This window comes from Desulfovibrio cuneatus DSM 11391 (assembly GCF_000430005.1).
Classification (GTDB): Bacteria; Desulfobacterota; Desulfovibrionia; order Desulfovibrionales; family Desulfovibrionaceae; genus Frigididesulfovibrio; species Frigididesulfovibrio cuneatus.
In genome coordinates this window covers 70,539-95,859 of record NZ_AUCY01000014.1, presented here as the reverse complement: position 1 = coordinate 95,859, position 25,321 = coordinate 70,539, and the positions used below count along the sequence as shown (strand labels likewise).

The 25,321-nt window shown below is 52.5% G+C and carries 23 protein-coding genes; 15 read left to right on the top strand and 8 right to left on the bottom strand.

Going from position 1 to position 25,321, the window contains the following annotated elements; genetic code table 11:
* The first annotated feature begins 351 nt into the window (after window positions 1–351).
* From G497_RS0103740 to G497_RS18950, 7 genes are all read left to right on the top strand, one after another.
* Entirely contained in the window at window positions 352–1,320 is a 969-nt protein-coding gene (locus G497_RS0103740) for a methionine ABC transporter ATP-binding protein (RefSeq protein WP_027187138.1), read from the top strand.
* Between the two features lie 13 nt (window positions 1,321–1,333).
* On the top strand, window positions 1,334–2,008 hold the full coding sequence (locus G497_RS0103735; RefSeq protein ID WP_034636504.1) for a methionine ABC transporter permease: 675 nt from the start codon (window positions 1,334–1,336) through the stop codon (window positions 2,006–2,008).
* Between the two features lie 40 nt (window positions 2,009–2,048).
* On the top strand, window positions 2,049–2,831 hold the full coding sequence (locus tag G497_RS0103730; RefSeq protein ID WP_027187136.1) for a hypothetical protein: 783 nt from the start codon (window positions 2,049–2,051) through the stop codon (window positions 2,829–2,831).
* A gap of 120 nt (window positions 2,832–2,951) precedes the next feature.
* A complete protein-coding gene (locus G497_RS20040; protein WP_156907905.1) occupies window positions 2,952–3,197 on the top strand; it encodes a hypothetical protein in 246 nt (81 codons plus the stop codon).
* Window positions 3,198–3,350: 153 nt separating this feature from the next.
* Window positions 3,351–4,820, top strand: coding sequence for an outer membrane homotrimeric porin (locus tag G497_RS0103720; RefSeq protein WP_027187134.1), 1,470 nt, complete (start codon window positions 3,351–3,353; stop codon window positions 4,818–4,820).
* 176 nt (window positions 4,821–4,996) lie between these two features.
* Window positions 4,997–5,800: a prolipoprotein diacylglyceryl transferase gene (gene lgt / locus G497_RS0103710; RefSeq protein WP_027187133.1), complete on the top strand. Its 804-nt coding sequence runs from the start codon at window positions 4,997–4,999 to the stop codon at window positions 5,798–5,800.
* A 74-nt stretch (window positions 5,801–5,874) separates the two neighbouring features.
* Window positions 5,875–6,690: a hypothetical protein gene (locus G497_RS18950; RefSeq protein ID WP_051257812.1), complete on the top strand. Its 816-nt coding sequence runs from the start codon at window positions 5,875–5,877 to the stop codon at window positions 6,688–6,690.
* A gap of 1,037 nt (window positions 6,691–7,727) precedes the next feature.
* On the opposite strand, the gene G497_RS0103700 is transcribed toward G497_RS18950, so the two are convergent.
* The 6 genes from G497_RS0103700 to G497_RS18945 all read right to left on the bottom strand — a co-directional run bounded on the left by G497_RS0103700 (window position 7,728) and on the right by G497_RS18945 (window position 15,783).
* Entirely contained in the window at window positions 7,728–8,396 is a 669-nt protein-coding gene (locus G497_RS0103700; RefSeq protein WP_027187132.1) for a hypothetical protein, read from the bottom strand.
* 68 nt (window positions 8,397–8,464) lie between these two features.
* Entirely contained in the window at window positions 8,465–9,001 is a 537-nt protein-coding gene (locus G497_RS0103695) for an HDIG domain-containing metalloprotein (RefSeq protein ID WP_027187131.1), read from the bottom strand.
* A 119-nt stretch (window positions 9,002–9,120) separates the two neighbouring features.
* Entirely contained in the window at window positions 9,121–10,587 is a 1,467-nt protein-coding gene (locus tag G497_RS16600; RefSeq protein WP_051257811.1) for an efflux transporter outer membrane subunit, read from the bottom strand.
* Complete coding sequence (locus G497_RS0103685; protein ID WP_027187130.1) at window positions 10,580–13,747, bottom strand: efflux RND transporter permease subunit; 3,168 nt, start codon at window positions 13,745–13,747, stop codon at window positions 10,580–10,582. The genes G497_RS16600 and G497_RS0103685 overlap by 8 nt, the downstream gene beginning before the upstream one ends.
* A gap of 159 nt (window positions 13,748–13,906) precedes the next feature.
* The gene (locus G497_RS0103680) at window positions 13,907–15,136 is read right to left on the bottom strand and encodes an efflux RND transporter periplasmic adaptor subunit (RefSeq protein WP_027187129.1); all 1,230 of its coding nucleotides are present in this window, start codon (window positions 15,134–15,136) and stop codon (window positions 13,907–13,909) included.
* 122 nt (window positions 15,137–15,258) lie between these two features.
* Complete coding sequence (locus tag G497_RS18945) at window positions 15,259–15,783, bottom strand: MarR family winged helix-turn-helix transcriptional regulator (protein ID WP_156907903.1); 525 nt, start codon at window positions 15,781–15,783, stop codon at window positions 15,259–15,261.
* Between the two features lie 231 nt (window positions 15,784–16,014).
* Between G497_RS18945 and G497_RS18940 the strand changes: the two genes are divergently transcribed.
* The 6 genes from G497_RS18940 to potC all read left to right on the top strand — a co-directional run bounded on the left by G497_RS18940 (window position 16,015) and on the right by potC (window position 21,111).
* Window positions 16,015–16,446 (top strand): rhodanese-like domain-containing protein, encoded by a 432-nt coding sequence (locus tag G497_RS18940; RefSeq protein ID WP_051257809.1) that lies wholly within the window; start codon window positions 16,015–16,017, stop codon window positions 16,444–16,446.
* A gap of 484 nt (window positions 16,447–16,930) precedes the next feature.
* Window positions 16,931–17,239 carry a helix-turn-helix domain-containing protein gene (locus G497_RS0103665; protein WP_027187128.1) on the top strand — a complete coding sequence of 103 codons (309 nt, stop codon included), beginning with the start codon at window positions 16,931–16,933 and terminating at the stop codon, window positions 17,237–17,239.
* A 67-nt stretch (window positions 17,240–17,306) separates the two neighbouring features.
* Window positions 17,307–17,720, top strand: coding sequence for a hypothetical protein (locus tag G497_RS0103660; protein WP_051257808.1), 414 nt, complete (start codon window positions 17,307–17,309; stop codon window positions 17,718–17,720).
* Window positions 17,721–18,342: 622 nt separating this feature from the next.
* Window positions 18,343–19,446 carry a spermidine/putrescine ABC transporter ATP-binding protein PotA gene (gene potA, locus G497_RS0103650; protein WP_034636488.1) on the top strand — a complete coding sequence of 368 codons (1,104 nt, stop codon included), beginning with the start codon at window positions 18,343–18,345 and terminating at the stop codon, window positions 19,444–19,446.
* Between the two features lies 1 nt (window position 19,447).
* Window positions 19,448–20,338 (top strand): ABC transporter permease, encoded by an 891-nt coding sequence (locus tag G497_RS0103645; protein ID WP_027187125.1) that lies wholly within the window; start codon window positions 19,448–19,450, stop codon window positions 20,336–20,338.
* 2 nt (window positions 20,339–20,340) lie between these two features.
* Window positions 20,341–21,111, top strand: a complete 771-nt coding sequence (gene potC / locus G497_RS0103640) for a spermidine/putrescine ABC transporter permease PotC (protein WP_034636436.1) — start codon at window positions 20,341–20,343, stop codon at window positions 21,109–21,111.
* Window positions 21,112–21,284: 173 nt separating this feature from the next.
* Here potC and G497_RS0103635 read toward each other — a convergent pair whose 3' ends face one another.
* Window positions 21,285–21,740, bottom strand: a complete 456-nt coding sequence (locus G497_RS0103635) for a hypothetical protein (protein ID WP_027187123.1) — start codon at window positions 21,738–21,740, stop codon at window positions 21,285–21,287.
* A 170-nt stretch (window positions 21,741–21,910) separates the two neighbouring features.
* Window positions 21,911–22,369: a hypothetical protein gene (locus G497_RS0103630; protein ID WP_156907901.1), complete on the bottom strand. Its 459-nt coding sequence runs from the start codon at window positions 22,367–22,369 to the stop codon at window positions 21,911–21,913.
* 663 nt (window positions 22,370–23,032) lie between these two features.
* Here G497_RS0103630 and G497_RS0103625 point away from each other — a divergent pair.
* Together G497_RS0103625 and rfbA are read left to right on the top strand one after the other, a co-directional pair.
* Complete coding sequence (locus G497_RS0103625; protein WP_027187121.1) at window positions 23,033–24,103, top strand: ABC transporter substrate-binding protein; 1,071 nt, start codon at window positions 23,033–23,035, stop codon at window positions 24,101–24,103.
* 291 nt (window positions 24,104–24,394) lie between these two features.
* Entirely contained in the window at window positions 24,395–25,291 is an 897-nt protein-coding gene (gene rfbA / locus G497_RS0103620; protein WP_027187120.1) for a glucose-1-phosphate thymidylyltransferase RfbA, read from the top strand.
* Window positions 25,292–25,321: the final 30 nt, after the last annotated feature.

Here is a 25,321-nt window from a genome sequence, read left to right as displayed (position 1 = left end):
GGGAAAAGTATATAAAAGTTTTGCTCCAAATGATAGTGAAAAATATAACTGATTGTTCCCTTGCACTGAAAGCCACTGCGAAGGCGGCACTGCCTTGCGCAGGTTGTATTTTATAGCGCTGTCGTGTACAAACAAACTGTATTTAGGATTACTCGTGTCTGGCTACCTTTTTGTTCTCTGTCATGTATTGCAATACAAAAGTGAGGCAAAAAGAGGTGATTATAAAGGCAAACGACACGCTACGCAGAGCAATTTTGCCAGCTTGTTAGCCGGACAGCATTGATTTAGAATGTGAGGACGTTGCCCAATGGGTACTATTTTGTTTTTGAGCATTTCCCGCAGGCAGGCAGCATGATTGAAGTGACGAATCTTGAAAAATCGTTCGGCAGCGTGACCGTACTGAAAAACCTCAACTTTACCATAGAAAAAGGCGAGGTATTCGGTGTTGTTGGTCATTCCGGGGCGGGCAAATCGACCCTGCTACGCTGTTTCAATGCCCTGGAAGGCTATCAGGGGGGCAGCATAAAAGTTATGGGCAAGGAAGTGGCGGCGCTAGGCAGGGAAGGCATTAAAACCCTGCGCCGTGACATGGGGATGATTTTTCAGAACTTCAACCTGATGGCCCGTAAAAATGTGTTTGACAACGTGGCCTTTCCGTTAGAAGTGTGGCACACCCCTGCCCAGGAACGCAAGCGCCGGGTGCTGGAACTTTTGGACCTTGTAGGCCTTACTGACAAAGCCTACCAACGGGTGCAAAACCTTTCCGGCGGGCAAAAGCAGCGTGTGGGCATTGCCAGGGCCCTGGCCCTTTCCCCCAGTATTTTGCTGTGCGATGAAGCTACTTCTGCCCTGGACCCGCGTACCACCATTACCATTCTTGAATTGCTGGAAAACATACGCAAAAGCCTTGACCTGACCATTATAATGGTGACCCACCAAATGGAAGTGGTAAAGCGCATGTGCAACCGCATTCTGCTGCTGGATGGCGGGGAATGCCAGGGGCTTGGGCAAACGGAAGCATTTTTTCTGGCCCCCACCCCCAATGTGAAAACCCTCATCGAAGATGAATTTACCCTTATTCCCGGCGGCACCAACATTCGCATGTGGTTCCCCAGGGAAATTTCCCAGAATAGCGTGATAACCCGCATGGCCCGTGCCCTGGATGTGGACTTTGCCATTGTGGGTGGCAAGCTGGAACGCTATGTGGACGATGTACGCGGCTTCCTTATTATTAATGTAGATGATGAACACCTCGAAAAAGTACTGAATTATTTGCAGGAAAAAAAGCTGTTCTGGGAGGTAATGGACGATGCCAGCTAACAGCAACACCTTCATGGCTGCTTTGCAGGCGGTGCAGGCTTCCTACCTTGCCATACGTGACGATTTGTTCCAGGCCTTGTGGGAAACTGTGTACATGGTTTCCGCTTCCACCGTATTTTCCCTGGTGTTTGGCTTTTTGCTGGCGGTGGTTATGATAACCACAGGCCCCCATGGCTTGCGGCCCAACGCCCGGGTTTACCGCAGCATTGACATGGCCGTGAACCTGCTGCGTTCCTTGCCCTTTATTATTCTTATAATAGCCATAATGCCCCTTACCCGCCTTGTTATGGGCACGGGCATTGGCACCACCGCCACCATTATGCCCCTGACCATTGCGGCAGCCCCCTTTGCTGCGCGGCTTATTGAAGGGAGCTTTCTGGAAGTGGACAAAGGCGTGGTAGAGGCGGCCCGCTCCTTTGGGGCCAGCCGCTGGCAAACCATTTTTATGGTGATGCTGCCTGAAGCCATGCCTGCCCTGGTGCTGAACATTGCCGTGCTGGCCATTACCTTGCTGGGCTATTCTGCCATGGCAGGCACAGTGGGCGGCGGCGGCCTGGGCGACCTTGCCTACCGCCTTGGCTACAACAGGTTTCAAACCGATGTCACCATATGGTGTATTCTGCTGCTTATTGTGCTGGTGCAGGTTATTCAGTCCACCGGGAATTTTTTATACAAGCGCCTGCGGTAGCTCCCAAGACATTGTAATCAGCCATACCCAAGGAACCCTTATGAAAAAAATGCACCCACTCTTGCTTGGCGGCATTGCCCTGAACCTGCTGTATGCAGCCATGCTTTCCTTTGGCCTGTTCCATACCCTCATTGATACTATGCCAGGGGCACTGGCAGTGCGCCTGCTTTCATTGGTGGAATTTGTGCTGTGGTTTGGCCTTGGTTTGCAGGCCCTTTCCATTGCCCTTGTGTTATGGGTTCCTCGCGTGGCTCTTGCGGTGGGGCTTGTGGGCTGCGCCCCGTATTTTCCTGTGGGCCTTATTTTTGCCTGGGGCCTGCGCTTTACGCAGTATGAAGCCCAGTACGCAGCCTTTGAAAAAACATTGACACCCCCCACGCGCAGCCGTGCCACTTTGCATTATGCCCAGGGCGGCCTGCTTTTGCTCAGCGCTGTTATGCTGGTGGTGGTGGGTGTGGGCAGCCTGTATCTTCCATTTTTTGCCATCCTGGCAAAGCAGATTTTTGCAGCAGCCTGTGTTTTTTTGGCAGTGCAGGCGTACATTGTGGGCACAGCCATGCGCAGCCGGGCCTATTTTTATGTGCTGGAAGACAAGCTGGCCTTTGCTCCGGTACTGTGCCAGCCCCTGGTGTACATTCCCTTTTCCGCCATTGAAAAAGCCAGCGTAACCGACCGCGCCATAACCCTTACAGTATTTGCCGGGGAAACGCGCCGCACACTGCATGTGCCCCTTGTTTATGTTGCCAGGGAAAAACGCATGGAAACCAGCATAAGCATGCGGCATTTTATGGAGCAGGCAGTGGGGGCCACTACTCTTAGGTAATGAGCCGTTCTAACGAGCCCTTTTAGCCTGCCAAAACACCGTCAGAACGTCATTGTTCTGGCGGTGTTTTTTTGTGCTGTAGCGGATTTTGCTGCGGGCATTTACTGGAAATGAAAATATATGGTGGTTGTATTTGGGCCTGTTTCCCCTACATACACGCTGGGTGCAAAGTGCAAATTCTTATACCAAACCATTTTTGCACCGGAAAAATACCAGCATTTCCTTTGGCAGGTACAGTTTATGCAAAAGAGTACCAAGGCGTTTTTCAGGCGTTGGTGCCGGAATAAATTCCCTGCAATGGCGCATATTGTGGCCTGTATAAAAATTGCGACTTTTCTCGAGTTGCTCAAAAAACGGGGAAAATGAGTCTATTAATGTGTTTTTATTGGTTAAAAATAAAAATACAATAATATGCCCGGCAATGAAGTAAAAAAAATTAAACTTTTTACTTGCCAAACAGGACAACACACGCTATTGCTTTTTCACACCTGTTTCATGCTCTTAACAAAGGAGGAATGTATGAAACGTTTATCAACACTTCTGCTTTCAGCTGCCATGGTTTTTGGTGCTGTTAGCGCTGCCCAGGCCGTGGACATCAAGGCCAAGGGTCAGTTCGAATTTGCTTTTGGCTGGGCCAAAAACATCGCAAACCGTAGCTATGAGAACGGTACAAACGGTGGCTTTCAAAGCAACCGCGCTCACCAGGACTTCATTGCTCGCCAGCGTGTGCGTACCCAAATCAACTTCATCGCTTCTGAAGCTCTTCAGGGCGTATTGATGTTTGAAATTGGCGACACCAACTGGGGCCGTACTAATGCCAATAACACAGGTGGCGGTTCCGGCGGCGCACTTGATGCTGACGGCGTGAACATTGAAACCAAACGTGCGTACATTGACTGGATCGTGCCTAACACCGATCTGTCCATCCGCATGGGTATCCAGGGCCTGGCTCTGCCTTCCGCTACCGGCTTTGGCAACCCCATGTTTGACGCTGACGTAGCAGCTATTACTGCTAGCTACAAGTTTAACGACATGTTTGCTCTGACAGGTTTCTGGGCACGTCCTTTCGACGCGTATGCAGATCGTTACTCTGATAACGATGGCCGTCGTCGTCTTGATGACAGCATGGATATGTTCGGCCTTGTGGCCCCCATTACTGGCGAAGGTTGGGCAGTGACCCCCTGGACAGTGATGGCCAACGTGGGCAACTCTTCTGGTTATGCCAACTACCTGTTCAACGGTGCAAACCTGAACGATGCTGACGTTTCCCGTCGGTACATGACTCAGGAAAATGACCGTGCTTTTGCATGGTGGATGGGCACAGGCTTCGAACTGACCATGTTCGATCCCCTTACCTTTGGCATGGACGTAATGTACGGCCGCATGAGCGACCTCGAGAATGCTGATGGTGGCGACACTATCCGTGCTCGTGGCTGGTTCGTGGACGCACGTCTTGATTACAAAATGGATTGGGCAACTGCTGGCCTGTTCGGCTGGTGGAGCACTGGTGACGACGCTGGCGACCAGCGCGATGGTCACGCAAAGCTTGGTCGTATGCCCGTTGTTGGCACAGACGGCGGCTTTAACCCCACTTCCTTCGGCTTTGGTGGCAGCGACATCCGCGGCGACAACGCTGTGGCTAGCACCACTGGCATGGGCACCTGGGGCATTGGCGCACAACTGGCTAACATGAGCTTCATTGAAGACCTCAGCCACACCCTGCGTGTTGCTTACTACAAAGGTACCAACGACCGCGACCTGGCTCGTAACGGTTTTGGCTGGGCAGCAAGCTATTCCCCTGACCAACTGTACCTGACCACCGGCGACGCCGCTTGGGAAGTTAACTTTGACCACAAGTACCAGATTTACGAAAACCTGGCTGCTTACCTTGAAATGGGCTACATCAACCTCGACTTGATCAAGAACCACTTCCAGAGCGATTCCGACGACGCTTGGAAAGCTCAGGTTGGCTTCAAGTACGAATTCTAAGATTACCTGATTCAGTTTCACTTGCATTACGGGGGCCATGGTGGCCCCCGTTTTTTTGTTTCAGGCGTTACTGAGCGCATTTTCCTTATGGTTCATGCAGCATGGCGTAAAAAAGAGCATGGGGTTCCCCATTGCTCTTTTCTTGCTTGGTAACGGCTCTGCTGGTATTATACCGTATGCTAATGTACCCTGAATTTTCCCCAGAGGCGTTTCGCCTTGGCCCCATTGCCGTTCGCTGGTATGGGCTTATGTACCTGTTTGGTTTTTTCGCTGCTTGGCTTTTGGGCAGGCAGCGTTCTAAAACGCACCCGTTTATGACTCCGGCCCGGTTCGAAGACCTGCTTACTTACGGTATATGCGGTGTTATTTTGGGTGGGCGTTTGGGCTATGTGCTGTTTTACGACCTTTCTGCCTACCTCAGCCACCCAGCCTCTATTTTTGCCATATGGGAAGGGGGCATGTCCTTCCACGGGGGGCTGTTGGGCGTACTCATTGCCATGGCCCTGTGGGCACGGCGCATGAAGCGGCCATTTTTTGAGGTGGTAGATTTTGTGGCCCCCCTGGTGCCCCCCGGCCTTTTTTTTGGGCGAATTGGTAATTTTTTGAATGCAGAACTGTGGGGCCGCACCACCACAGCCCCCTTGGGCATGGTGTTTCCTGGGGCAGGGCCATTGCCGCGCCATCCTTCACAGCTCTATGAAGCTGTGGGGGAAGGGTTGTTGCTGTTTGCAGTGCTGTGGTGGTTTTCTTCCACCCCCCGGCCAAGGCGGGCAGTGAGCGGTGTGTTTGCCATGGGCTATGGCCTTGCCCGCTTCACAGCGGAATTTTTCCGTGAGCCGGATGCCCACCTGGGGTATGTTGCGTTCAATTTTCTTACCATGGGCATGGTGCTTTCCCTCCCGTTAATTTTCTATGGCGCATTTTTGCTGTGGCAGGCCTATGCCGCAGCACCCAATATACCCGCTCACCGTGCACAGTAACCTGTTTCAGGCTCCTGCGTTGTGCCTTTTCTGCCTTTCTCCATTGATTTTTCACCGGACCTACTGAGGTTTCCATGAAGCTTAAAGACGACCAACCGCAAAGCGACTATAAACGGCCTGAGACATATGGGCGCCGTGACAATGAACTTACCCGCCAGCGTAAGGAACTGTGGTTGTATACAGGGGTAGCCATTGCCGCCCTTGTGTGTTTGATTACCGTGGCTGCTGTAAGTTACGGCTTTATTACGGCTGGCACTGGGCAGGGCGGGGAAACACGCATTAATTTTCCGTTGCTTTCGTGGTTGGCAGGCATTGTTTTTTTACCCACAGGCCTTGTGCTGGCGGTGCATTATGCCGGGGTAGGGTTGTTTGAACGCAGCCCGCGCACAGCGGAAGAAGAGGCTGAGTGGCAGGCCCGCCTGCCGGAGCGCTTCCAGCGGGTGTACCGCTTTTTGAAGGGGGCCCCGGTGGCCGTGGTGTTGCTGGCCCTAATTATTGCCGGGGCCACCCTTGCCACCATTGATGGGGCTTTTTCTGCTTTTGTACGTGTTGCGGGGGTGTTTGCCCCGTATATCCCGCATATTGTTATGAGCCTTGCTGCGGTTATTTGTTGTTTTTTAGTAGTAGCAGCCTGGTTCAAGTTCCGCACCCGCAAGCTGGAAGTGGAAATGGCCTTCCGGCGGGAAGTTTTTGAACGCACAGGTATGCTCATTGTGGACAAAAACCACATTGCCTTGCCGCCAGGAGGTGGGCAGGGTGGGGGAGGGGTACAGGCGTTGCCCCAAGCATTGCCCCAGGTGCTGGATGCCGAGGTGGTGGAGGCAGGGCAGGCGGCATTGCCCGCGGGTGAGGGAGAGGGGGATGCTGCGGAACCGAAAGACAAAGCGTAGAGGTTCGTGCGGCGGTACGCCGCAATAATGCCTCTTTTCTCTTCTGTTATCCGCTCCGCTTGGGTGGGAGAACGATTTTTTTTCTTTAGGTTTAGCATAAGCCCCCGGCACCGTCATTCCCGCGAAGGCGGGAATCCAGTATTCTTATATGGTTAGGTTGTATGTTGTGTAAAGCAAGAGGGGGCAGATGAGGGCTACTTGGGTTCGTGCGGCGTGCCGCCGCCTTCTACCTCTTTTTCTCTATATTCATCCGCTCCGCTTGGGTTAGGGGGCCCTTGTGCGGCCCCCTAACAACCCCACACCCACGGGGTTGCACCCCGTGACCCCGCTAGGTTACGGCCTGCGCTCAGTAGATTTGTTCCGCTCACTCGAAGACTCGTACGCTGCACAAATATATTCGCGCGGGAAGTACACCGTGCAGGGTATGAGTAATGGGCACTTGTCGGTTGCTTGCTGTAATAATTAGCTGTGCCACATAAGGTAATTGCCACGTAGGAAGAGCATAGAGGCAAAACAACCGCACGTTGCATGGGTAACAGGGCGCAGCAAAGCGCGCGTGGGCTAGGGGGAACTCGAAGAATTACCTGTAAGGTGCGGCGAAGACGCCGCGATATTGTCTATTACCAAGAATAGCTAAAATAACCTGTATTCCACAACATCGAACCAATAATGAAGCTATTTCTAGTGAGTAAGTATCGTCATTGTCTGGATGAATTTCTACATATCTGGATATAGTCTGGAATTCATTTTCAAGGATTAAAAACAGTTCCCAATGCTTATAACGCGGAGGGGGCTGTATTTGCTGCGTAGACATTTATGACACTCCTTGTTGGTATAGATCACCCTAAAAAAGATACAATAATGATATCGGTGCTAAAGGAGCTTGAAGATGGGCGTAAATCAATTGATTTTGGGAAATGCTCAGTTTTTCGTTTGGCAAGGCACGAGTTTTTTTGAGGCGGGTGCTGGACTCTTCAGTCCTGCCCCGCCTCAAAAAAATGCAGTAACGCCGCCAAACGGAATAACTGAGCGTTTCCCTAGTTCGTCATTTGTTGCTCACACAAACTACTCGCAAACACCGTACGGAAGCCCGTGGGCTGGCTGGCATCTTCTATAAACTCCACGCCAGGGAACATGTTTTGCATGGGTACATCGTCGTCTTGGCGTTGGTAGTTAAGCAGGTTGAAGGAATCAAAAATACCATGGAACAGAGCCATGTTGGCGCTTTTGTTGCCCGGTGCATAATGCAGTTGGTACAGGCCGGGGGCCCCGGTATTGCCCACGCGGGTTTCCACAAAAGCCCGCACGCCGTCTTTGCACACGTAATACGTTTCAAATACGCCGGGGCGCACCACTTTTTTACAGCCCTTCACCTGGTTTTGCACAGCTTCAACTGTGGCATCTCCTACTGAAAAGGCGGCGCTCACGCGCAAGGTGCCCCCGGTTTTGGGGTACATCACAGCCCCAAGGTTGGGGGCAGGTGGCGGGGCCACGCACACAGCCAAAAATTGTTCGGCATCGTATTCAAAAGAAAACGCATAGGGCAGGTTGATGAGGTTTTTGGCAACCCGCACCTTGGGCGCAGCCGCATGGGCTTCCATGTTTCCTGCACTGAAAATACACAGAAAAACTGCCAGCATTGCCGCAAGGGCATAGAAGGGCAGGCGGGAAAGAGATTGTACAAAGGGAAGTGAACGTATTGGCATACTCGCTCCATGAAAGTGGGATAACGTTGTATATAGCCTGCCTTGGGCGTTGGGGCAAGGCTATTTCCTTATGCCTGCTGCCCTTGCATAGCTTCAATACTCAAGGCCAGGAACGTATCCAGGGGGACACCCGCTTGCTCACATTCCCGAATCCGTTCCCGGCTTACGCTGGCAGCAAATGCCTTGTCTTTCATTTTCTTTTTAATGCTTTTCACTTCCATGCCCTCCATGCCTGTGGGGCGCATAAGCGCAGCCGCAGCAATAAGCCCGGTAACTGTTTCCGCCGCACGCAGGGCATAATCCAGCCGGGTTTTGGGCTCTGCCCCGGTATATTCGCTATTGTGGGCCTTAATGGCATACACCAGCTCTGGTGCCAGCTTGCCCGCCAGCATGGCCTCGGCCTGCACACCATGCTGCTCCGGCGTTTCCCGCGTGTGCGGAAAGTCAATGTCGTGCAATAGGCCCGTTATGCCCCACAAGAGAGCGTCTTCCCCAAAATGCTCTGCAAGACGCTGCATTACTGCTTCTGATGCAAGGGCATGCTGCACCATGTGCGGCTCTGGCTGCTCCGCAGTGAGAAGGGCAAAAGCTTGCTCGCGTTCCATATAAACTCCTTATTCGTTAATGCAGGAATGAGTATTGCGGAGGAAAAGGGGAAACAGGCTAATCTGCCCCAATGCCTCTTCAAACCTACTTCATGGCACAACCCAAAAAGACAAGGAATTTATTGCCAGCCCCCACCAAGGGACTTGTACAGGGACAAATTATTGCTCTCTCGCAGCAAGTACGTGGCAATCAGGTTCTGCCGGGAAGCCAGGTACGTGCGCTGGGCATCCAGCAATACAAGGTGGTTATCCACCCCGGCCTTGTAGCGCTCATTGGCAAGGTCAAAGTTTTGCCGCGCAGCTTTGGCCCGTTCTTCTTCAGCTGAAATGATGGTGCCCATTTCCTGGCGCTGGGCCAAGGCGTCTGCCACTTCCCGGAATGCCGCCTGAATGGTTTTTTCATACTGGGCCACAGCAATTTTCTTTTCTTCCCCAGCTACGCCCAAGGTGGCAATGTTGCGGCCTGTATCAAACAGGGGCATGCTTATTTGGGGTAAAAAATTCCAGCCTTGCTGCACACCGGTAAACAGGTTGGTATATTCCGTACTCATGGTGCCCAATGCCCCGGTGAGCATTATACGCGGGAAGAAGTTGGCCCGTGCGGCCCCAATGTTGGCATTGGACCCTTTCAGGCGGTGTTCGGCTGCCAGAATGTCTGGCCTGCGTTCCATAAGGCTTGAAGGCAAGCCTGCCGGCACGTTGGGCAGTTTTTTGGCATCTGCAAAGGAAGCAGGCAGGTTTACATTGGCAGGAATGCTTGTGCCCAAAAGCAGGGCAAGGGCATTTTCTGTTTTGGCTACCGTGGTTTTGGCCCTGGCAAGGCCGGAACGCGCTTCTTCATAGGCCACCTTGGCTTGACTGAGGTCCATGGCAGAAGCCACACCCGTGGCATTGCGTTTTTGCATCAGGCCCAAGTGCTGTTCCCTGTTTTGCATGGTGGCCTGCATCAGGCCCAGGGTTTCTTTGTCTGCCACCAGTTGGTAATACAGGCCTGCCACTTCCGCCACCAGCGTAAGCTGGGCGGTGCGGGCGTCCTGTTCCACAGAATAATGGGTTTCCACGGCCTGGTCGCTCAGGCTGCGGATTCTGCCAAACAGGTCCAGCTCAAAGGCGCTGAAGCCAAGGGTGGCTGAATACTGCCGGGTAATGGTTGAGGTGTGGGTGGGGGAAAGGTCGGCAGGCAATGACTGCACGGTTTCCTGGGCAACCCCGTTAATGGTGGGCAAAAGGTCTGCCTGGCGAATGCGGTACTGCTGGCGGGTTTTTTCCACATGCAGCATGGCTACGCGCAGGTCGCGGTTGTTGGCAAGGGCCAGGGAAATAAGGCCCTGCAAGGCCGGGTCGTTAAAGTAGTTTTTCCAGGCAGGCAAGGTGCCTTCTGCCGTGGAACCATACACATAGGTGTTGGGAATGGGGGCCGGGGGCCGCTGGTATTTGGGGGCCATGGTGCACCCCGCAAGGCTTGCCGCCAGCAAGGCCAGGGCCAACGGGGCAAAGGGAGCCTTTTGGCGCACGGGGCGCATAGGGCTTGCGGCGCAAGCCGGGGTGGGTGCCACTGCGTGCCCAAGGGCAAAGCCATTACTCATGGTGGGCTCCTTCAGTCGTAGTCTGCGGCTTCTTTTTCATAAAGAACGAGCAGATAAGCACAAAGAAAATGGGCGTGAAGAAAAGGCCAAGGCATGTGGCCATAAACGTGCCTGCCACCACAGCGGTGCCAATGGCGTTTTGGCTGCCGGAACCTGCCCCGTTGCTTATGGCAAGGGGCATAACCCCCAGAATAAAGGCCAGGGATGTCATGATAATGGGCCGCAGGCGCATGCGCACCGCATGCAAGGTGGCTTCCAGCAGTTCTTGCCCTTCTTCATGCAGGTCTTTGGCAAATTCCACAATAAGAATGGAGTTTTTAGCCGAAAGGCCAATAACCGCCAAAAGCCCCACCTGAAAATACACGTCGTTGCTCATGCCCCGTGCCATTACCCCGGCAACCGCACCCAGTACCCCCAGGGGCACCACCAGCAGTACGGAAAAGGGCACGCTCCAGCTTTCATACAGGGCGGCAAGGCACAAAAACACTACCAGAATAGATATGGCATACAAAATGGGGGCTTGCGCACCGCTCAGCCGTTCCTGGTAGGAAAGGCCAGACCAGGCATAGCCAAAGCCGGGGGGGAGTTTTCCGGCTAATCCTTCCATCATGAGCATGGCCTCGCCGGAGCTGCGCCCTGGCTGTGCTTCCCCCAGAAATTGCAGGGAAGGTACGCCGTTAAAACGCTCCAAACGGGGAGATGCCTTGCCGTAACTTGTGGAAACAAAGTTGCTTAGCGGCACCATTTGGCCATTGTCGTTGCGCACATAATAGCGGTCAAAGTCTTTTTCCTGCATGCGGAACGGCTTGTCTGCCTGCAAATACACTTTTTTGGTGCGGCCCCTGTCCATGAAGTCGTTTACGTAGGAACCACCCCAAAAAGCTGCAATGGTGGAATAAATACTTTGCGGGGCAACACCTTGTGCCCCTGCCTGGGGCAGGTCTATGGCAAGGCGCAGTTCGTCCACGTCGGGCAGGCCGTTTTGGCGTGTTTTGGTAAGCACATTGCCGGGGGTTTCCCCATTCACCATTACCCCCGCGGCGGGGTTGTAAATCATGTTCATCATCTGCCCATTGGCCTGCATCAGGGCATCGTGCCCAAGGCCTGCCATGTCCATCAGGCGAAATTCAAAGCCTGTGGCGTTGCCCAGTTCCAGCACGGCTGGCGGGGCAAAGGCAAACACCATGGCTTCCTTGATGCGCGCGAAGGAACCGTAAGCACGCCCTACAATGGCATTCACGTGCTGGGATGCACTTTTGCGTTGGTTCCAGTCTTTCAGGCGTACAAAGCCCATGCCCGTGTTCTGGCCGCTACCGGCAAAGCTGAAGCCTGCAACGGTAATAAGCCCTTCCACGTTGTCTTTTTCTTCCACCAGAAAGTGGTGTTCAATTTGTTCCAGCACCTTCACCGTGTTTTCCAGGGTAGAGGTGGGGGGGAGCTGGGCCATGGTGAACACAATGCCCTGGTCTTCGTCCGGGAAGAAGGATGTTGGCAGGCGCATCATGATATAGGCCATAAGCCCCAGGCAGGCCCCGTAAATGAGCAGGTAGCGCAGCGGCTTGTTAATCATTTTGGCAACCCGGTTCTGGTAGTTGCCGGAAGTTTTGTCAAACCAGCGGTTGAAACGGCCAAAAAAGCCGTATTTTGTGGCTCCTTCCTGGTGGGGCTTGAGCATGGTGGCGCACAGGGCCGGGGTAAGTATTAAGGCTACCAGCACCGAAAGGGTCATGGCAGAAACGATGGTAATGGAAAACTGGCGGTAAATAACCCCCACCGAGCCACCAAAAAAGGCCATGGGAATGAACACGGCTGAAAGCACCATGGCAATGCCCACCAGGGCTCCGGTTATTTGGGTCATGGACTTTTTGGCGGCTTCCTTGGGGGAAAGGTGCTCTTCCTGCATGAGGCGTTCCACGTTTTCCACCACAACAATGGCGTCGTCCACTAACAAGCCAATGGCCAGCACCATGCCGAACATGGTGAGGGTGTTAATACTGAAGCCCGCCACCGCCAACACGCCAAAGGTGCCAAGCAGTACCACAGGCACAGCAATGGTGGGAATAAGCGTTGCCCGGAAGTTTTGCAAAAACAAATACATAACGCAAAATACCAGGAACACGGCCTCGGCCAGGGTTTTGTACACTTCATCAATGGCAATACGCACAAAGGGCGTTGTATCAAAGGGGTACACGTCTTTCAGCCCGGCAGGGAAGAACTTGGAAAGTTCATGCACTGTTTGCAGCACTGCCTCCTGGGTGGCCAGGGCGTTGGCCCCGGAAGCCAGCTTCACGGCAAGGGCCGCAGCGGGTTCGCCATTATAGCGGGCAAGGGACTGGAAGTTTTCACTGTCCAGGTCAACACGTGCAACGTCTTTCAGCTTTAATGCCGCACCGGAAGGAAGGGTGCGCAAAATGATGTGTTCAAACTGTTCCCTGGTTTGCATCAGGTTGGCAGCGTTCACGGTCAGGTTAATTTGCTGGCCTTCAATGGAAGGCAGGCCACCAAGTTGCCCGCCGGGTACCTGTGCGTTCTGGGCCTGTATGGCAACTACCACGTCTGAAGGCATAAGCCCGAATTCACGGAAGCGCTCCGGGTCGCACCAAATGCGCATGGCATACTGGGCACCAAAAATGGTGAGCTCCCCAACGCCGGAAACGCGGCTGAGCGGATCCTGAATGTTACTGTATACATAGTCGCTGATGTCTGCCGCGTTCATGCTGCGGTCGGTGGAAACAAAGCCCACCACCACAAGAAAGCTCATGGCCGACTTGGTAACGGAAACGCCCTGGCGCTGCACAGCTTCCGGCAGGGAAGGCATGGCAAGCTGCAACTTGTTTTGCACCTGCACCTGGGCGGTATCAATGTTTGTGCCAGAATCAAAGGTCAGGGTAATTTCTGCACTGCCGGTGGCGTCGCTGGTGCTGGAAATGTAGGTTAAGTGGTCAATACCCTTCATGTTCTGCTCAATAACCTGGGTCACGGTGTTTTCCACCGTTTGGGCCGAAGCACCAGGGTATGCAGCATTAACGGTTACCATGGGGGGGGCAATGTTGGGGAATTGCGCCACCGGAAGCTGGGTAAGGGCAATGCCCCCGGCCATCATGATAATGATGGCAATAACCCAGGCAAAGATAGGTCGGTCAATAAAAAAATGTGCCATATGAGTTTCCTGAATCTGGAGTCACTTGGCAGTCAAGTAACTCGGTGGACGCGGGGCAGGCAAGCCGCCCGGCGTTTCGTGTTTGGAACGTGCTTTATTGGGTGAACAACACCGCTTCAGGCACTGCGTTGTGGGCAGGTTACCTGGCAATGTCTTTGGCTACTTGGCAGGTGCGCCCGGCGCGCCCGCTGGGGCAGCATTCGGCTTGTAAGGTGTGGCAAGCACGGTGGAGCCGCCCTGGCCCAGCTTCATGATGCCGTCGGCCAGAATGCGCTCGCCCGGCTTGACACCGTCAATAACAACCCACTGGTTGCCCTGGGACTGGGCAATGGTAATGGGCCTTGGTTGCACATCATACACGCCCATGCTGGGGTCTGGCAGCTTGGGTGCCTTGGCAGGGTCGTCAAATTGCTTGGGCACCAGCACCATAACCATGGGGTCGCCTTTGGGGTTGCGGTTCACAAGGCGCTGGGGAATGAGAATGGCATTTTCACTGATGGCGGAAGGCACATTCAGGCGCACAAACAGGTTTTGCATCAGTACCCCTTCCGGGTTGGGGAATTCGGCGCGAATAATAAATGAACCTGTGCCGGAATCCACCGTCACTTCGGAAAACAGCAGCTTGCCTTCATGGGCATAGGTGGTGCCATCCGGCAGGGTCATGCGGGTGGTGGCCCCTTCCAGGGGGCTGCGCACCAGGTTTTCACCCTGGGTGCCTTTTTTCAGGCGCAAAAGTTCCGTGGCAGACTGGGTAACGTCCACATACATGGGGTTTGTTTGCTGCACACTGGCAAGGGGGGTGGGCTGCCCGGCGCTAACAAGGGCACCTGGGGTAACCGATGACTTACCGATAATGCCGGAAATAGGGGAAGGCACTTTGGTGTATTCCAGGTTGATTTCCGCTGTTTGCAGTTGGGCCTTGGCGGCTGCCACGGCCGCAGTGGCCTGTTCCGCAGCGGCGCGGGCGTTGTCATATTCCTGCTTGCTTACGGCATTGCTTTTTACCAGGGTGGCATACCGCTGGGCCAAAAGCCCGTTGGAGCGGGCCGTTGCTTCCGCCTGCATCAGGGCAGCCTTGGCAGAACTGACAGCCGCAAGGAACAGGGCCGGGTCAATTTGGTACAGCAGTTCGCCTTCCTTTACCATGGCCCCTTCTGTAAACAGGCGCTTTTGGATAATGCCACTTACTTGCGGGCGAATTTCCGCAGAACGGTAGGCCGTTGTGCGGCCGGAAAGGTCGTTGGAAAGCTGGGTGGGGGTGACTTGCAGTTCAAGAAAGCTTACTTCCGGCATTCCGGCAATGGACATGGGTTCCGGGCTACAGCCTTGCAACAGGCCAGTGCTGAGCAGCAGGCTAAAAAGAAGTAACAGGGAGGTACGTTTGGTCATTGTCTATTTCCTCGCTTGGAAAGTATCTTGGGCAAGGCTGGCAACCGTTGGTGCAGCACTTGAAGGGGATTCGTTGGGGGGGGAAGCCGTTTCGGCAAGCCCGTAGCTGGGGTGTGCTTCTGTTATGGGCTGTGGGTGGTGAGGTCGTAAAGCGGGGGCACCGGCTGTGGGCACTGTTCTTCCTCGTTCACCCCGGCTACAAGGCGCAGGGCAGCGTTGAGCGCTTGTAAATCAATGCCCTTGTTTTCAAACAGAAATTTGTCTACCGTTTCCAGCAATACAAATGCCTTGCAGGCAATTTCTTCCCCGGCTGGCGTCAGGAACAGGTTGTTGGCGCGGCTGTCTGCGGCGTCGGGTTCACGCACTACATAGCCTTTGGCAATAAGCTTTTTAAGCACAGTGGAAAGCATGGACTTGTTGAGCATAATATAGCGTGCCAGGTCGTTCTGAGTAATTTTCTGGCGCTGGCGGGTAAGCTCGTAAATGCCATACAGCATTTGGCAGTGGGCAGAGGTAAGGCCAAGCTTTTTCAGGGCTGTATTAATTTCACGCTGTTGCCGCTGGCCTGCCAGTAAAAGCAAATAGCCGGAACGGACGCTTTCCGCCACGTTGGCAAGGTAATCTTCCAGTTTCGCTTGTTGGGGCATGGGAATGCTCTTGTCATGCACGGCCAGTAACACCGTGGTAAAAGAAGCGGCACAAGGGAAAAGGGTGTGTGTTCTTTTCAATTGTGTTCATATGGGCCCAAAACAATAGTCCGCGTGTAAACTAATTGCAAGAAAAAATGTGGCCCCACTTGTGTTGGCGCGGCAGTGGCCTTACATTATATTCTTAAAAAGACATGAATGCCAAGCTGATTTGGCAAAAGGACGGATGCTATGAACAATAAGCAAATACAAAAAAATAGCGTTTCTTCCAGGTGGAAGCAGTATGTGTGTGTGGGGCTATGTGCCCTTGTGCTTGTGCTGGGCAGCGCCGGGGCGGGCCTTGCCGGGCAAGTGGTCAACGTAACCAATGAAGATGCCAAGGCTCTTTTGGAGAAAAAGGAGCCGTTACGTATTATTGACCTGCGCACCCCCGGCGAATTCTCCCGTGGGAAAATTCCGGGGGCAGAGAATGTTGATTTTTATTCCTCGGACTTTGAAGCGAGAGTTGCGGCAACGGCAGGCCAGAATAGCGGGCCGTGGCTTGTGTATTGCCGTTCCGGCAACCGTAGCACCCAGGCGTTGCCTGTGCTGCAAAAGCGCCTTTCCGGTACGGTGTACCATTTGTACAAGGGCATACAGCACTGGGATGGGCCTTTGGAATAACCCAAGCTACAACACATTGGGCATGAGAAGTCATTTCGCCCAAAAAGCACGCAAAACGGAGTTTTGCAGTGGTCTTACATTAAGAAAAGCCGCCCTTGGGCGGCTTTTTTGTGGCAAAGGGCAAGTTGCTTCCAGTGTACTTGAGTGGTGTAAGTACAGTTGAGTTGCGTTGGGTTTTGAATACTGCATAGTTCCCTTGGTGAAAGTAGATAAAGATACTTTTTGTAAGAATAACTACGAGTTATCTCGGTTATCCTGCCTTATGTGCTTGTTTCTACGTAAGTATGGTATTCAGGGTGGTTAACAGGTAAAACCGGGTGAAAGTGATGTTACAGCACGTTATTTAGACAAAAATGACGCCAAAAGATAAAAACAGCGTAAAACATTGTTCAGTGGCTACGAGTTGTGTTAAAGGGCGTGCATTGACAAAAGTAGCCAGTTGGGGGTAAAAATAGAAAGAGATATAAAGGGAGCATATTGAACCATGCGGGAACCTGCCGTAAAAACAACCTATACTCTGGCAGAAGCCGCCGATTTACTGAGCTGCCACAAGGAAACGCTGCGCCGCGCCATTCATGGCGGGGAATTGCTTGCTGCAAAGCTGGGGCGCGAGTACAGGCTTTCACGCAGAGACCTGGAAGCGTTTTGGGTAGCCAGTGGCGGTGGTGAGTTGTTTGAAAAAATAGAACTGGCCCCGCAGGCCGCAGGCGATGCCCCTGTTGCCCTTGAGGCGACGAAAGATAGCAAGAAAAAAGATGAGCCGGAGCAGCTTAGCCTGTTTCCCATGGCATAAATACCATTACAGTTGCCACACAGGCACCAATAACCGCATAACGCCGCTTTTGTAGAAAGGGGCATTCATGAACCACCAGCGCACGGAGCAGGAAGCAAACCGTGGGAGCGAGCGCGCGATGGAACGAATTATTTTGCAGAGCGACAATGGAACACGGCTTGAATTTACCGGGCGTGTGTTTTCTGAAACATCGTTTTATGATGAAGAAAGCGGTAGCCTGACCCGCATGCGCCTGTTTCTTACAGACGAAGGCTCTCAGGTCTATTCCATTGTGGTTGCAGACGGCGGGCGCAAGCAGCGCAGGCATTACAGCGTGAAGCCGGAAGGTGAGCTGTGCATGATGAGCGACGGCCTGCAAACCCTTGCTGTGCCCACGGAAATGCTGTTTGCCTCCGTTTTTGGGCTGTGCGGTTTGGACCCTGCCAGGGCCGACGATTTACGCACGACTTTTGCTGAGACTCTCCGCCTTGCCATTGCCTAGGCCCTGCACACAAATGGCTCTTTTGCCCGCTGGCGTCGTCATATTTCGCCATGCATTTCCGTCGAGTACGTGAAGAGTACACTCCTTCATGCATGTCTCATCTTCCTTGCCAGCGAACAAAATTGCCTATTTGTGAGCAGGGCCTGAGGAACCGCTGAGTTGTTCCGTTTCGCTGCGCTGCTCACTTTTTTTGGGAATAATATCTCGTGCCTTGCCAAACGAAAAACTGAGCGTTTTCTGCATTGCATTGGTGCAGTGGTTGCTTAAGCCTTCTGTTAGGGGCATGGAGAGTGGTTCCATTCCCATGTGCATAGCGTGTTACGGCTCTCCCCTACAGTTTTTTCAAGCCCGGTTCTTCCGGGCTTTTTTTGTGTCTTATTTCCAAGTAAGGGTGTAGGGTATTAGGGTAACTGACTTACTCGGTTGGCGGTGCGGCACGGCTGCCTGCCCCCTGCTTTTCTGCTTGTCTGTTAGGTAAAAACATGGCAATGCAATGCAAGCGGCACATTGGCCTTCCCTTGTTGTGGGTATGCTGATGTGCTGTGTTCTTTTATCCGTCTCTAAGGCCATTGGCCCTACTCCCATAACGCACTGTTTTCCTTATATTCCCGGTGAGGTTTTTGTGGAACAAGCACCTGTTTTTGAATTGCGTGGGGTGACCAAGTATTTTGGCACCACCTGTGCTTTGCATAGCGTGAACCTAGTTATTGGCAACGGTGAATTTTTAACCTTGCTTGGCCCTTCCGGTTGCGGAAAAACCACTATTTTGCGTATGCTTTCCGGCTTTGAAAGCCCCACCAAAGGGGAAATTTTCTTGCAGGGCGAGTGCGTGAACGAGCTGCCCCCGGAACAGCGCCAGGTAAACACCGTGTTCCAGAACTACGCTTTGTTCCCCCACATGAGCGTGTGGGACAACGTGGCCTTTGGCCTGCGTATGCAGCGCCTGCCCAAAAATGAAGTGAACCAGCGCGTGGCGGAAGTGTTGCGCCGGGTGCACCTTGAAGGTATGGCAGACAGAATGCCCCGTCAGCTTTCCGGCGGGCAGCAGCAGCGCGTTGCCATTGCCAGGGCCATTGTGAACAACCCCCTGGTACTTTTGCTGGACGAACCCTTCAGCGCCCTGGACTTTAAACTGCGCAAGCAGATGCAGTTTGAAATTAAGCACTTGCAGCGCCAGCTTGGCATTACCTTTGTGTTTGTTACCCACGACCAGGAAGAGGCTTTTGCTATGTCTGACAGGGTGGTGGTTATGAACGAGGGCAGCATTAAGCAAATTGGTTCGCCCCAGGAAATTTACGAAGAGCCGGAAAACCTGTTTGTGGCCCGGTTTGTGGGTGACATTAACGTGCTGGAAGGGCAGGTAACTGAAGTGCGCGACGGTGGCAGCCTGACAGCCGACATTGAAGGGGTGAGCTTTTCCCTGCGTACCCGGCGCGAATTTTCCGAGGGCGACAAGGTAAAGGTATTGCTGCGCCCGGAAGATTTGAAGGTGCACCTGGAACACGAGCAGGCCCTTGAGCCGCCGTTTTTTACCGGGCACATTGATGAAACCGTGTACAAAGGGGCCACGGTGGATATCATTCTGACCCTGGACAACGGAAAAACCTTGCAGGCCGCAGAATTTTTTAACGAAGATGATGAAGACATCAACTACCGGCCCGGCGAAAAAGTCACAGTAAGCTGGGTAGAAGGCTGGGAAGTTGTTCTAGAAGATGAGGAGGAATAGCATGCGCCAAGGGCAGCTTTTCCGGGTAACCAGCATTGGGGTAACGTGGTTTTGGCTGGGGGTGTTCGCCCTGTTGCCAAACATTGCCCTGTTGCTGGTGGCCTTTCTGGACAAAGGGGAAACGGACTTTTTCATTCCCGTGTTTACCCTGAACAACTTTGAAGAACTGTTTTCCCCCATTTTCCTTACCGTGCTGTGGGACACAGTGCGCCTTGCCGTGGCAAGCACCCTGGTGTGCCTGGCGGCAGGCTATCCCTTTGCCTATGCTGTTGCTAAAGCTTCGCCCCGCAGGCGGCCCTGGTTGCTGCTCCTGGTCATTATCCCCTTCTGGACCAACTCCCTCATTCGCACCTACGCGCTTATTCTTATTATTGGCGCGCAAGGCATGATGAACAAGGCCCTTATGGCCCTTGGCCTTATTGCCAGCCCCATTGAGGTTATGTACACCGACCTTGCCGTGTTCATTGGCCTTACCTACACTTTTTTGCCCTTTATGGTGCTGCCCCTGTACGCTTCCATTGAAAAGCTGGACCCGCGCCTTGTGGACGCTGCCAAAGACCTGGGGGCCAGTTCCTTGCGGGCCTTCTGGCACGTTACGCTGCCCCTTACCCTGCCGGGTATTGTGGCGGGGTGCATGTTGGTGTTTCTGCCTGCCCTTGGCTGTTTTTATGTGCCGGAAGTGCTGGGCGGTGCCACCAACATGTTGCTGGGCACCTTCATTAAAAACCAGTTTCTTGTGGCGAACAACTGGCCCCTGGGTGCGGCGGCCAGTTCTGTTATGACACTGCTGCTTATTGCCCTTGCCCTGGTGTACCGCACGGTAAACAGGCGTATTTCCGGGCGTGAACGGCGGGGCGACATGTTTGTTTCCGGTGTGGAAGGGGGGGCATAGCCATGTTGCGTGTAGTACGTCGTTGTTATATGTGGCTGACCTATGCCTTTTTTTACGTGCCCTTGCTTGTGGTGTTCGTGTATTCCTTCAACAGCAACAAGTACACCACGGCATGGGGTGGCTTTTCCCTGCGCTGGTACAAGCTGCTGTTGGATAACACCGCCATTATGGATGCAGCCCTGAACTCCCTTTTGGTGGCGGTGTCTTCTGCTACCATGGCCACCCTGGTGGGGGGGCTCGCGGCCCTTAGCGTGAAGCGCTACCGCTTTTCCGGCAGAAATTCCATGTATGCCGGGCTGCTCATGCTGACCCTTTCCCCGGATATCGTCATGGGCATTTCCCTGCTCATTCTGTTTATTGCCTGCAAGGTGGAACTGGGCTTTTTCACCCTGTTCATTGCTCACACCACCCTGTGCACGCCCTTTGTGGCCCTTACGGTGCTGGCCCGGCTGGCAGAATTTGACGAACACCTTATTGAAGCGGCCCGCGACCTTGGCGCATCGGAAGCCGGGGCCTTCCGGCACATCCTGCTGCCCCTGACGGCCCCTGCCGTGGCCGCAGGGTGGCTGCTCAGCTTCACCCTTTCTATGGATGATGTGCTTATCAGCACATTCGTGACAGGCCCAAGCTTTGAAGTGCTGCCCGTAAAAATATACTCCATGGTGAAACTGGGAGTGAAGCCGGACGTCAACGCCCTTTCCGCTATTATGTTTGTGCTGACCCTGGTGCTGGTGCTGACGGCGCAGGCCATGCTGCAGGGGAAGAAGAAGTAGAGGGGAGAGATTGGGAAACGTTTTATTAGTAATGTGTTCCACATGCTAATTTGAGAGTAGAGACTCTTGCTATCTTTGGTAACTGTGTGTCCATCAAGGAATTGCCTTGTAAACACACAGTTACTTTTTTAGAGGAAGCTGTTTTTAGGCGTTATGCTTATAGGGACAATATTCTAATAAGAAATAAGTAGTTTTGCCTCAACATTTGACTTGTATAGCGCTCCAAATCCCCCTGTCTTCATTGTGGCAGCCAGAAAGCTATCATTGCCAAATGTCACAAGAGCATCATCCTTTTTCAAGTTGATTAACCAACCCATTTCTGTGTTAGCTGTAGCGCCAACATAGTTTTGACCATCTGCAAAAACGATATCACCAGCCTGCCAGCCATTTTGTGGTGCTATAACTTTAAACACCAGCCGGGGTATAACCAGCCAAGGCGTGGCAAGGTTAAGTTTATGTTCAAAAGTATATGCCTTACTTGCAGCTATTGTGAACCAGCCACTTTCCCAGGTTTGAAAGCCTTCTCCAGAAGGTCCCGGAGCGGGAAATATATTTTCTGGTAGTGTCAGCTTAATACCCAAAACAGGAACTTCGAAAGAGGGTGTTTCACAGGTGCATTCTTGGCTCATATTTTTTATCCTTTCAAGAGAGTTTTTGTTTTTTCGGAGTAGAGTCACTAGATATCTAGCGTTGTAATTGTATGCACATTATGAAAATCAAAAGTTGATGCGGAACAGGAATCTGCATTTTGAAAGTAGTGCTACTGCTATTGTGCGAGTCCGCCTGTTCCAAGAATTAGTTAGTAAGTAATCACAAGATTCGCTTCAACACTCGATTTGTACAAAGTTCCAAACCCACCACTCTTTTTCGTGCCAAATAAAAGATTGTGATTTCCGAATGTTACTTGAGCTTCTGTTGCTGTTGCACTTATTGCCCAGCCCATTTCACTGCTTCCTGTAGCCCCGACATAGTTTTGCCCGTCTGCAAAAATAATATCTCCAATTTCCCAGCCACCCTCGGCCTTGATAACTCTAAACACGAGCCTTGGCATGATTAACCATGGCTTTGTAAAATTCAGGTTATGCTGGAAATTATAGGCACGATTTTCAGCAATTTTGAACCAGTCGCTCTCCCAAGTCTTAATTCCTGACTCAGAAGGACCAGGAGCTGGGAAAAAGTTTTCAGGTAATGAGAGTTTAATGCCTAGAACAGGAACTTCCATAGTTGGGGTTTCACAAATGCATTCTTGGCTCATCAAGATTTCTCCTTTAATGTTATTGCACCTCTTAGCTCATGTGCAGTACAGGCTACTCAGTACAAATGTTTAACGGGCAAGCATGGCTAAACATAAATTAGTCCAGGGATGAATATTGGATAACGTACGCAAAGTTTATGAAACAAGTTTGATGAGTTCGTTTATCCAAATTTTAGTTGCTTATAACAAACCGATCATTTTTGCTTAGGGCAACCAAGCTTTTTGCGCTGAAATTTTCAGCTTTAGAAGGCCTTTTAAGTGTTCACCAATCGTCATTGGTAGCTCTCTCCCTTTGAACTTAGCAACTTTCAGAGGTTGAACAGTGCACTTGAAATATGACTATAGTTATTTTTGAATGTATTTATCATATTGAACTATTTCATTAAAAGGTATCTATCTTTTACTGTTTTCTATAATGCGAGTAGGCCAACAGTAAGCATGGGTGAATAAACGCTGTTCATAATACAAGTAGTGCGCAGCGTATCCCCCCCCCCTTGCAACAAGTGTTTGGTGTTTTCCCAAAAACCGTCTATATTTTGTCATGCGCTATTCTGTCATACGTCGTGTGGCATTTCACGCATGGGGTTGTGTCGATAATTGCCATGAAGTTTTCCCTCATGGCCCCGCATTGTGCGCATTTTTTGTTCATAATAGGAAGGAGAAATAATGAAACGCCGTATTGTTGCTTGTTTTTTGCTGCTGGCTGGTTTGGCGGTGTTTGGTGCCGGGGGTGCCGTTTCGGCACTGGCTGCCTCCAAGGGGGGCAAGAACGAAGTTGTTGTGTACAACTGGTCGGAATTTATTCCCCAGAGTGTGCTGGATGATTTTACCAAAGAAACAGGCATTAAGGTGGTGTATTCCACTTTTGAGTCCAATGAAGCCATGTTTGCCAAGGTAAAGCTGTTGCGCGGCAAGTCTTATGACGTTGTGTTCCCTTCCGGCTACTTTGTGGGCCGCATGGTGCAAAACAAGCTGCTGGACGTTTTGGACCACAGCAAGCTGCCTAACATGAAGCACCTGGACCCAAAAATGCTGGGCATGGGCTTTGACAAAGAAAATAAATACAGCTTGCCTTACATGTGGGGGGCCGTTGGCCTTGCCTACAATACGAAATTTATTCCTAAAGGTTCCATTACCAAGTGGAACGACTTGCTCCGCCCGGAATTTAAGGGCAAGCTTATTTTAACCGACGACCTGCGCGATGCCTTTGGCCTTGCCCTGCAAGCCAAGGGTTTTTCTGTGAACAGCATTGTGCCGAAAGAAATTGGCGCGGCCTATGAATTTTTGCGTGCGCTGAAACCTTCTGTGCGGGTGTTCGACGTTACCGCCATCAAGCAGGCTTTGATTAGTGAAGAAGTGTGGGCAGGCCCCATTTGGAATGGCGACTTTTTGGTGGCCAGGGAAGAAAAGCCGGAACTGGAATTTGTGTTCCCGGAAGAAGGCAGTATTGGCTGGGTAGATAACTTTGTTATTCTGAAAAATGCCCCCAACAAAGAAAACGCCTATGCCTTCATTAACTACCTGCTGCGCCCAGACGTGGCCAAGCGGGCTGTGGAAGAATACAAATACTCCACCCCAAACCGTGACGCCCTTTCCCTGCTGCCCGCAGAAATGCAGCAAAACCTCATTCTGGTGCCCACGGAAGAGGTGCGCAAGCGTATGGAATTTCCGCAAGACGTGGGCGATGCTTTGCAGATGTACGAGAAGTATTGGGAGCAGTTGAAGACTATTAAGTAGAGATTATCTACTTGGGGAGGCGCTGCCTCCCCAAGCCCCACCGCCAAGGGCATGATGCCCTTGGAACCTGCATCAGCGTGTACGTTTCCGCTTTGCGGGAACGTACACGCAAAAGGGGGCCAATGAATTTGGCCCCCTTTATTGTGTATTCGGCCTGCGGTGTTGCCAGGCTGTTGCCAGTGCAACTTTTACTCGTGGCCCAGTTGTTGCAAGAATTATCGCACTCTACTAAAGCTTATTGCTCCCCTGGGCCAGTGCAGGCCTTGTGGGGGTTCATTGAAGGAGGTTTTCATGGCAGCATCTTGGCGTGGCATTATTTTGGCGGGCGGTTCCGGCACCCGGCTGGCCCCCCTTACCCATTGCATAAGCAAGCAGCTTTTGCCTATTTACGATAAACCAATGATTTATTACCCGCTTTCAGTGCTTTTGCTGGCGGGCATACGGGAAATTGCCATTATTTCCACCCCTGACCACCTGCCCTTATTTCAGGCGCTACTGGGCACAGGGGAGCAATGGGGCTGTTCCTTCACCTATGTTATGCAGCCAAAGCCCGAAGGGTTGGCCCAGGCCTTTTTGCTGACAGAAGCCTTTATTAAAGGGCACAACACCTGCATGGTGCTGGGGGACAATATCTTTTTTGGGCACGGGTTTTCCGGCCTGTTGCAGGCCGCCAAGCAGCGTACCACCGGGGCCACCGTGTTTGGCTACCATGTGAACGACCCGCAGCGCTACGGCGTGGTGGAATTTGATGATGCTGGCCGCGCCCTGAGTATTGAAGAAAAGCCCGTCAAACCGCGTTCCCATTATGCGGTAACCGGGCTGTATTTTTACGATGAGCATATTGTGGAAGTGGCCCGCAGCATAAAGCCTTCCCCCAGGGGAGAGCTGGAAATTACCGACGTGAACAACGTGTATTTGCAGAACAATACTCTGCACGTGGAACGCTTTGGCCGCGGTGTGGCCTGGCTGGACACCGGCACCCACGACGCCCTGCTGGCTGCCAGCGACTTTGTGCAAACTGTGGAAGCTCGCCAGGGCCTGAAAGTTTCTTGCCCGGAAGAAATTGCCTGGCGTAGCGGATTTATTGACGACACCACCCTGCTGGAGCAGGCCGCCCGGTATAAAAATGCCTACGGTGAATACTTGAAGAATCTTGTGGTTTTGGGTGACAGAAGCAAGCCGGAGTAAAGAATTATTTGCTTTTTGGGGAGGCTCTGC

What these genes read in the sequence shown, in the direction of transcription:
- G497_RS0103625 (WP_027187121.1), top strand. Translation starts at nt 23,033, where the DNA reads ATGAAACGCCGTATTGTTGCTTGTTTTTTGCTGCTGGCTGGTTTGGCG.
- G497_RS0103720 (WP_027187134.1), top strand. Translation starts at nt 3,351, where the DNA reads ATGAAACGTTTATCAACACTTCTGCTTTCAGCTGCCATGGTTTTTGGT.
- G497_RS0103665 (WP_027187128.1), top strand. Translation starts at nt 16,931, where the DNA reads ATGCGGGAACCTGCCGTAAAAACAACCTATACTCTGGCAGAAGCCGCC.
- G497_RS0103635 (WP_027187123.1), bottom strand. Translation starts at nt 21,740, where the DNA reads ATGAGCCAAGAATGCACCTGTGAAACACCCTCTTTCGAAGTTCCTGTT.
- G497_RS16600 (WP_051257811.1), bottom strand. Translation starts at nt 10,587, where the DNA reads ATGAGTAATGGCTTTGCCCTTGGGCACGCAGTGGCACCCACCCCGGCT.
- potC (WP_034636436.1), top strand. Translation starts at nt 20,341, where the DNA reads ATGTTGCGTGTAGTACGTCGTTGTTATATGTGGCTGACCTATGCCTTT.
- G497_RS0103685 (WP_027187130.1), bottom strand. Translation starts at nt 13,747, where the DNA reads ATGGCACATTTTTTTATTGACCGACCTATCTTTGCCTGGGTTATTGCC.
- G497_RS18950 (WP_051257812.1), top strand. Translation starts at nt 5,875, where the DNA reads ATGAAGCTTAAAGACGACCAACCGCAAAGCGACTATAAACGGCCTGAG.
- G497_RS18945 (WP_156907903.1), bottom strand. Translation starts at nt 15,783, where the DNA reads ATGCCCCAACAAGCGAAACTGGAAGATTACCTTGCCAACGTGGCGGAA.
- G497_RS0103645 (WP_027187125.1), top strand. Translation starts at nt 19,448, where the DNA reads ATGCGCCAAGGGCAGCTTTTCCGGGTAACCAGCATTGGGGTAACGTGG.
- lgt (WP_027187133.1), top strand. Translation starts at nt 4,997, where the DNA reads ATGCTAATGTACCCTGAATTTTCCCCAGAGGCGTTTCGCCTTGGCCCC.
- G497_RS20040 (WP_156907905.1), top strand. Translation starts at nt 2,952, where the DNA reads ATGGTGGTTGTATTTGGGCCTGTTTCCCCTACATACACGCTGGGTGCA.
- G497_RS0103735 (WP_034636504.1), top strand. Translation starts at nt 1,334, where the DNA reads ATGGCTGCTTTGCAGGCGGTGCAGGCTTCCTACCTTGCCATACGTGAC.
- rfbA (WP_027187120.1), top strand. Translation starts at nt 24,395, where the DNA reads ATGGCAGCATCTTGGCGTGGCATTATTTTGGCGGGCGGTTCCGGCACC.
- G497_RS18940 (WP_051257809.1), top strand. Translation starts at nt 16,015, where the DNA reads ATGAACAATAAGCAAATACAAAAAAATAGCGTTTCTTCCAGGTGGAAG.
- G497_RS0103695 (WP_027187131.1), bottom strand. Translation starts at nt 9,001, where the DNA reads ATGGAACGCGAGCAAGCTTTTGCCCTTCTCACTGCGGAGCAGCCAGAG.
- G497_RS0103740 (WP_027187138.1), top strand. Translation starts at nt 352, where the DNA reads ATGATTGAAGTGACGAATCTTGAAAAATCGTTCGGCAGCGTGACCGTA.
- G497_RS0103730 (WP_027187136.1), top strand. Translation starts at nt 2,049, where the DNA reads ATGAAAAAAATGCACCCACTCTTGCTTGGCGGCATTGCCCTGAACCTG.
- G497_RS0103680 (WP_027187129.1), bottom strand. Translation starts at nt 15,136, where the DNA reads ATGACCAAACGTACCTCCCTGTTACTTCTTTTTAGCCTGCTGCTCAGC.
- G497_RS0103660 (WP_051257808.1), top strand. Translation starts at nt 17,307, where the DNA reads ATGAACCACCAGCGCACGGAGCAGGAAGCAAACCGTGGGAGCGAGCGC.
- G497_RS0103700 (WP_027187132.1), bottom strand. Translation starts at nt 8,396, where the DNA reads ATGCCAATACGTTCACTTCCCTTTGTACAATCTCTTTCCCGCCTGCCC.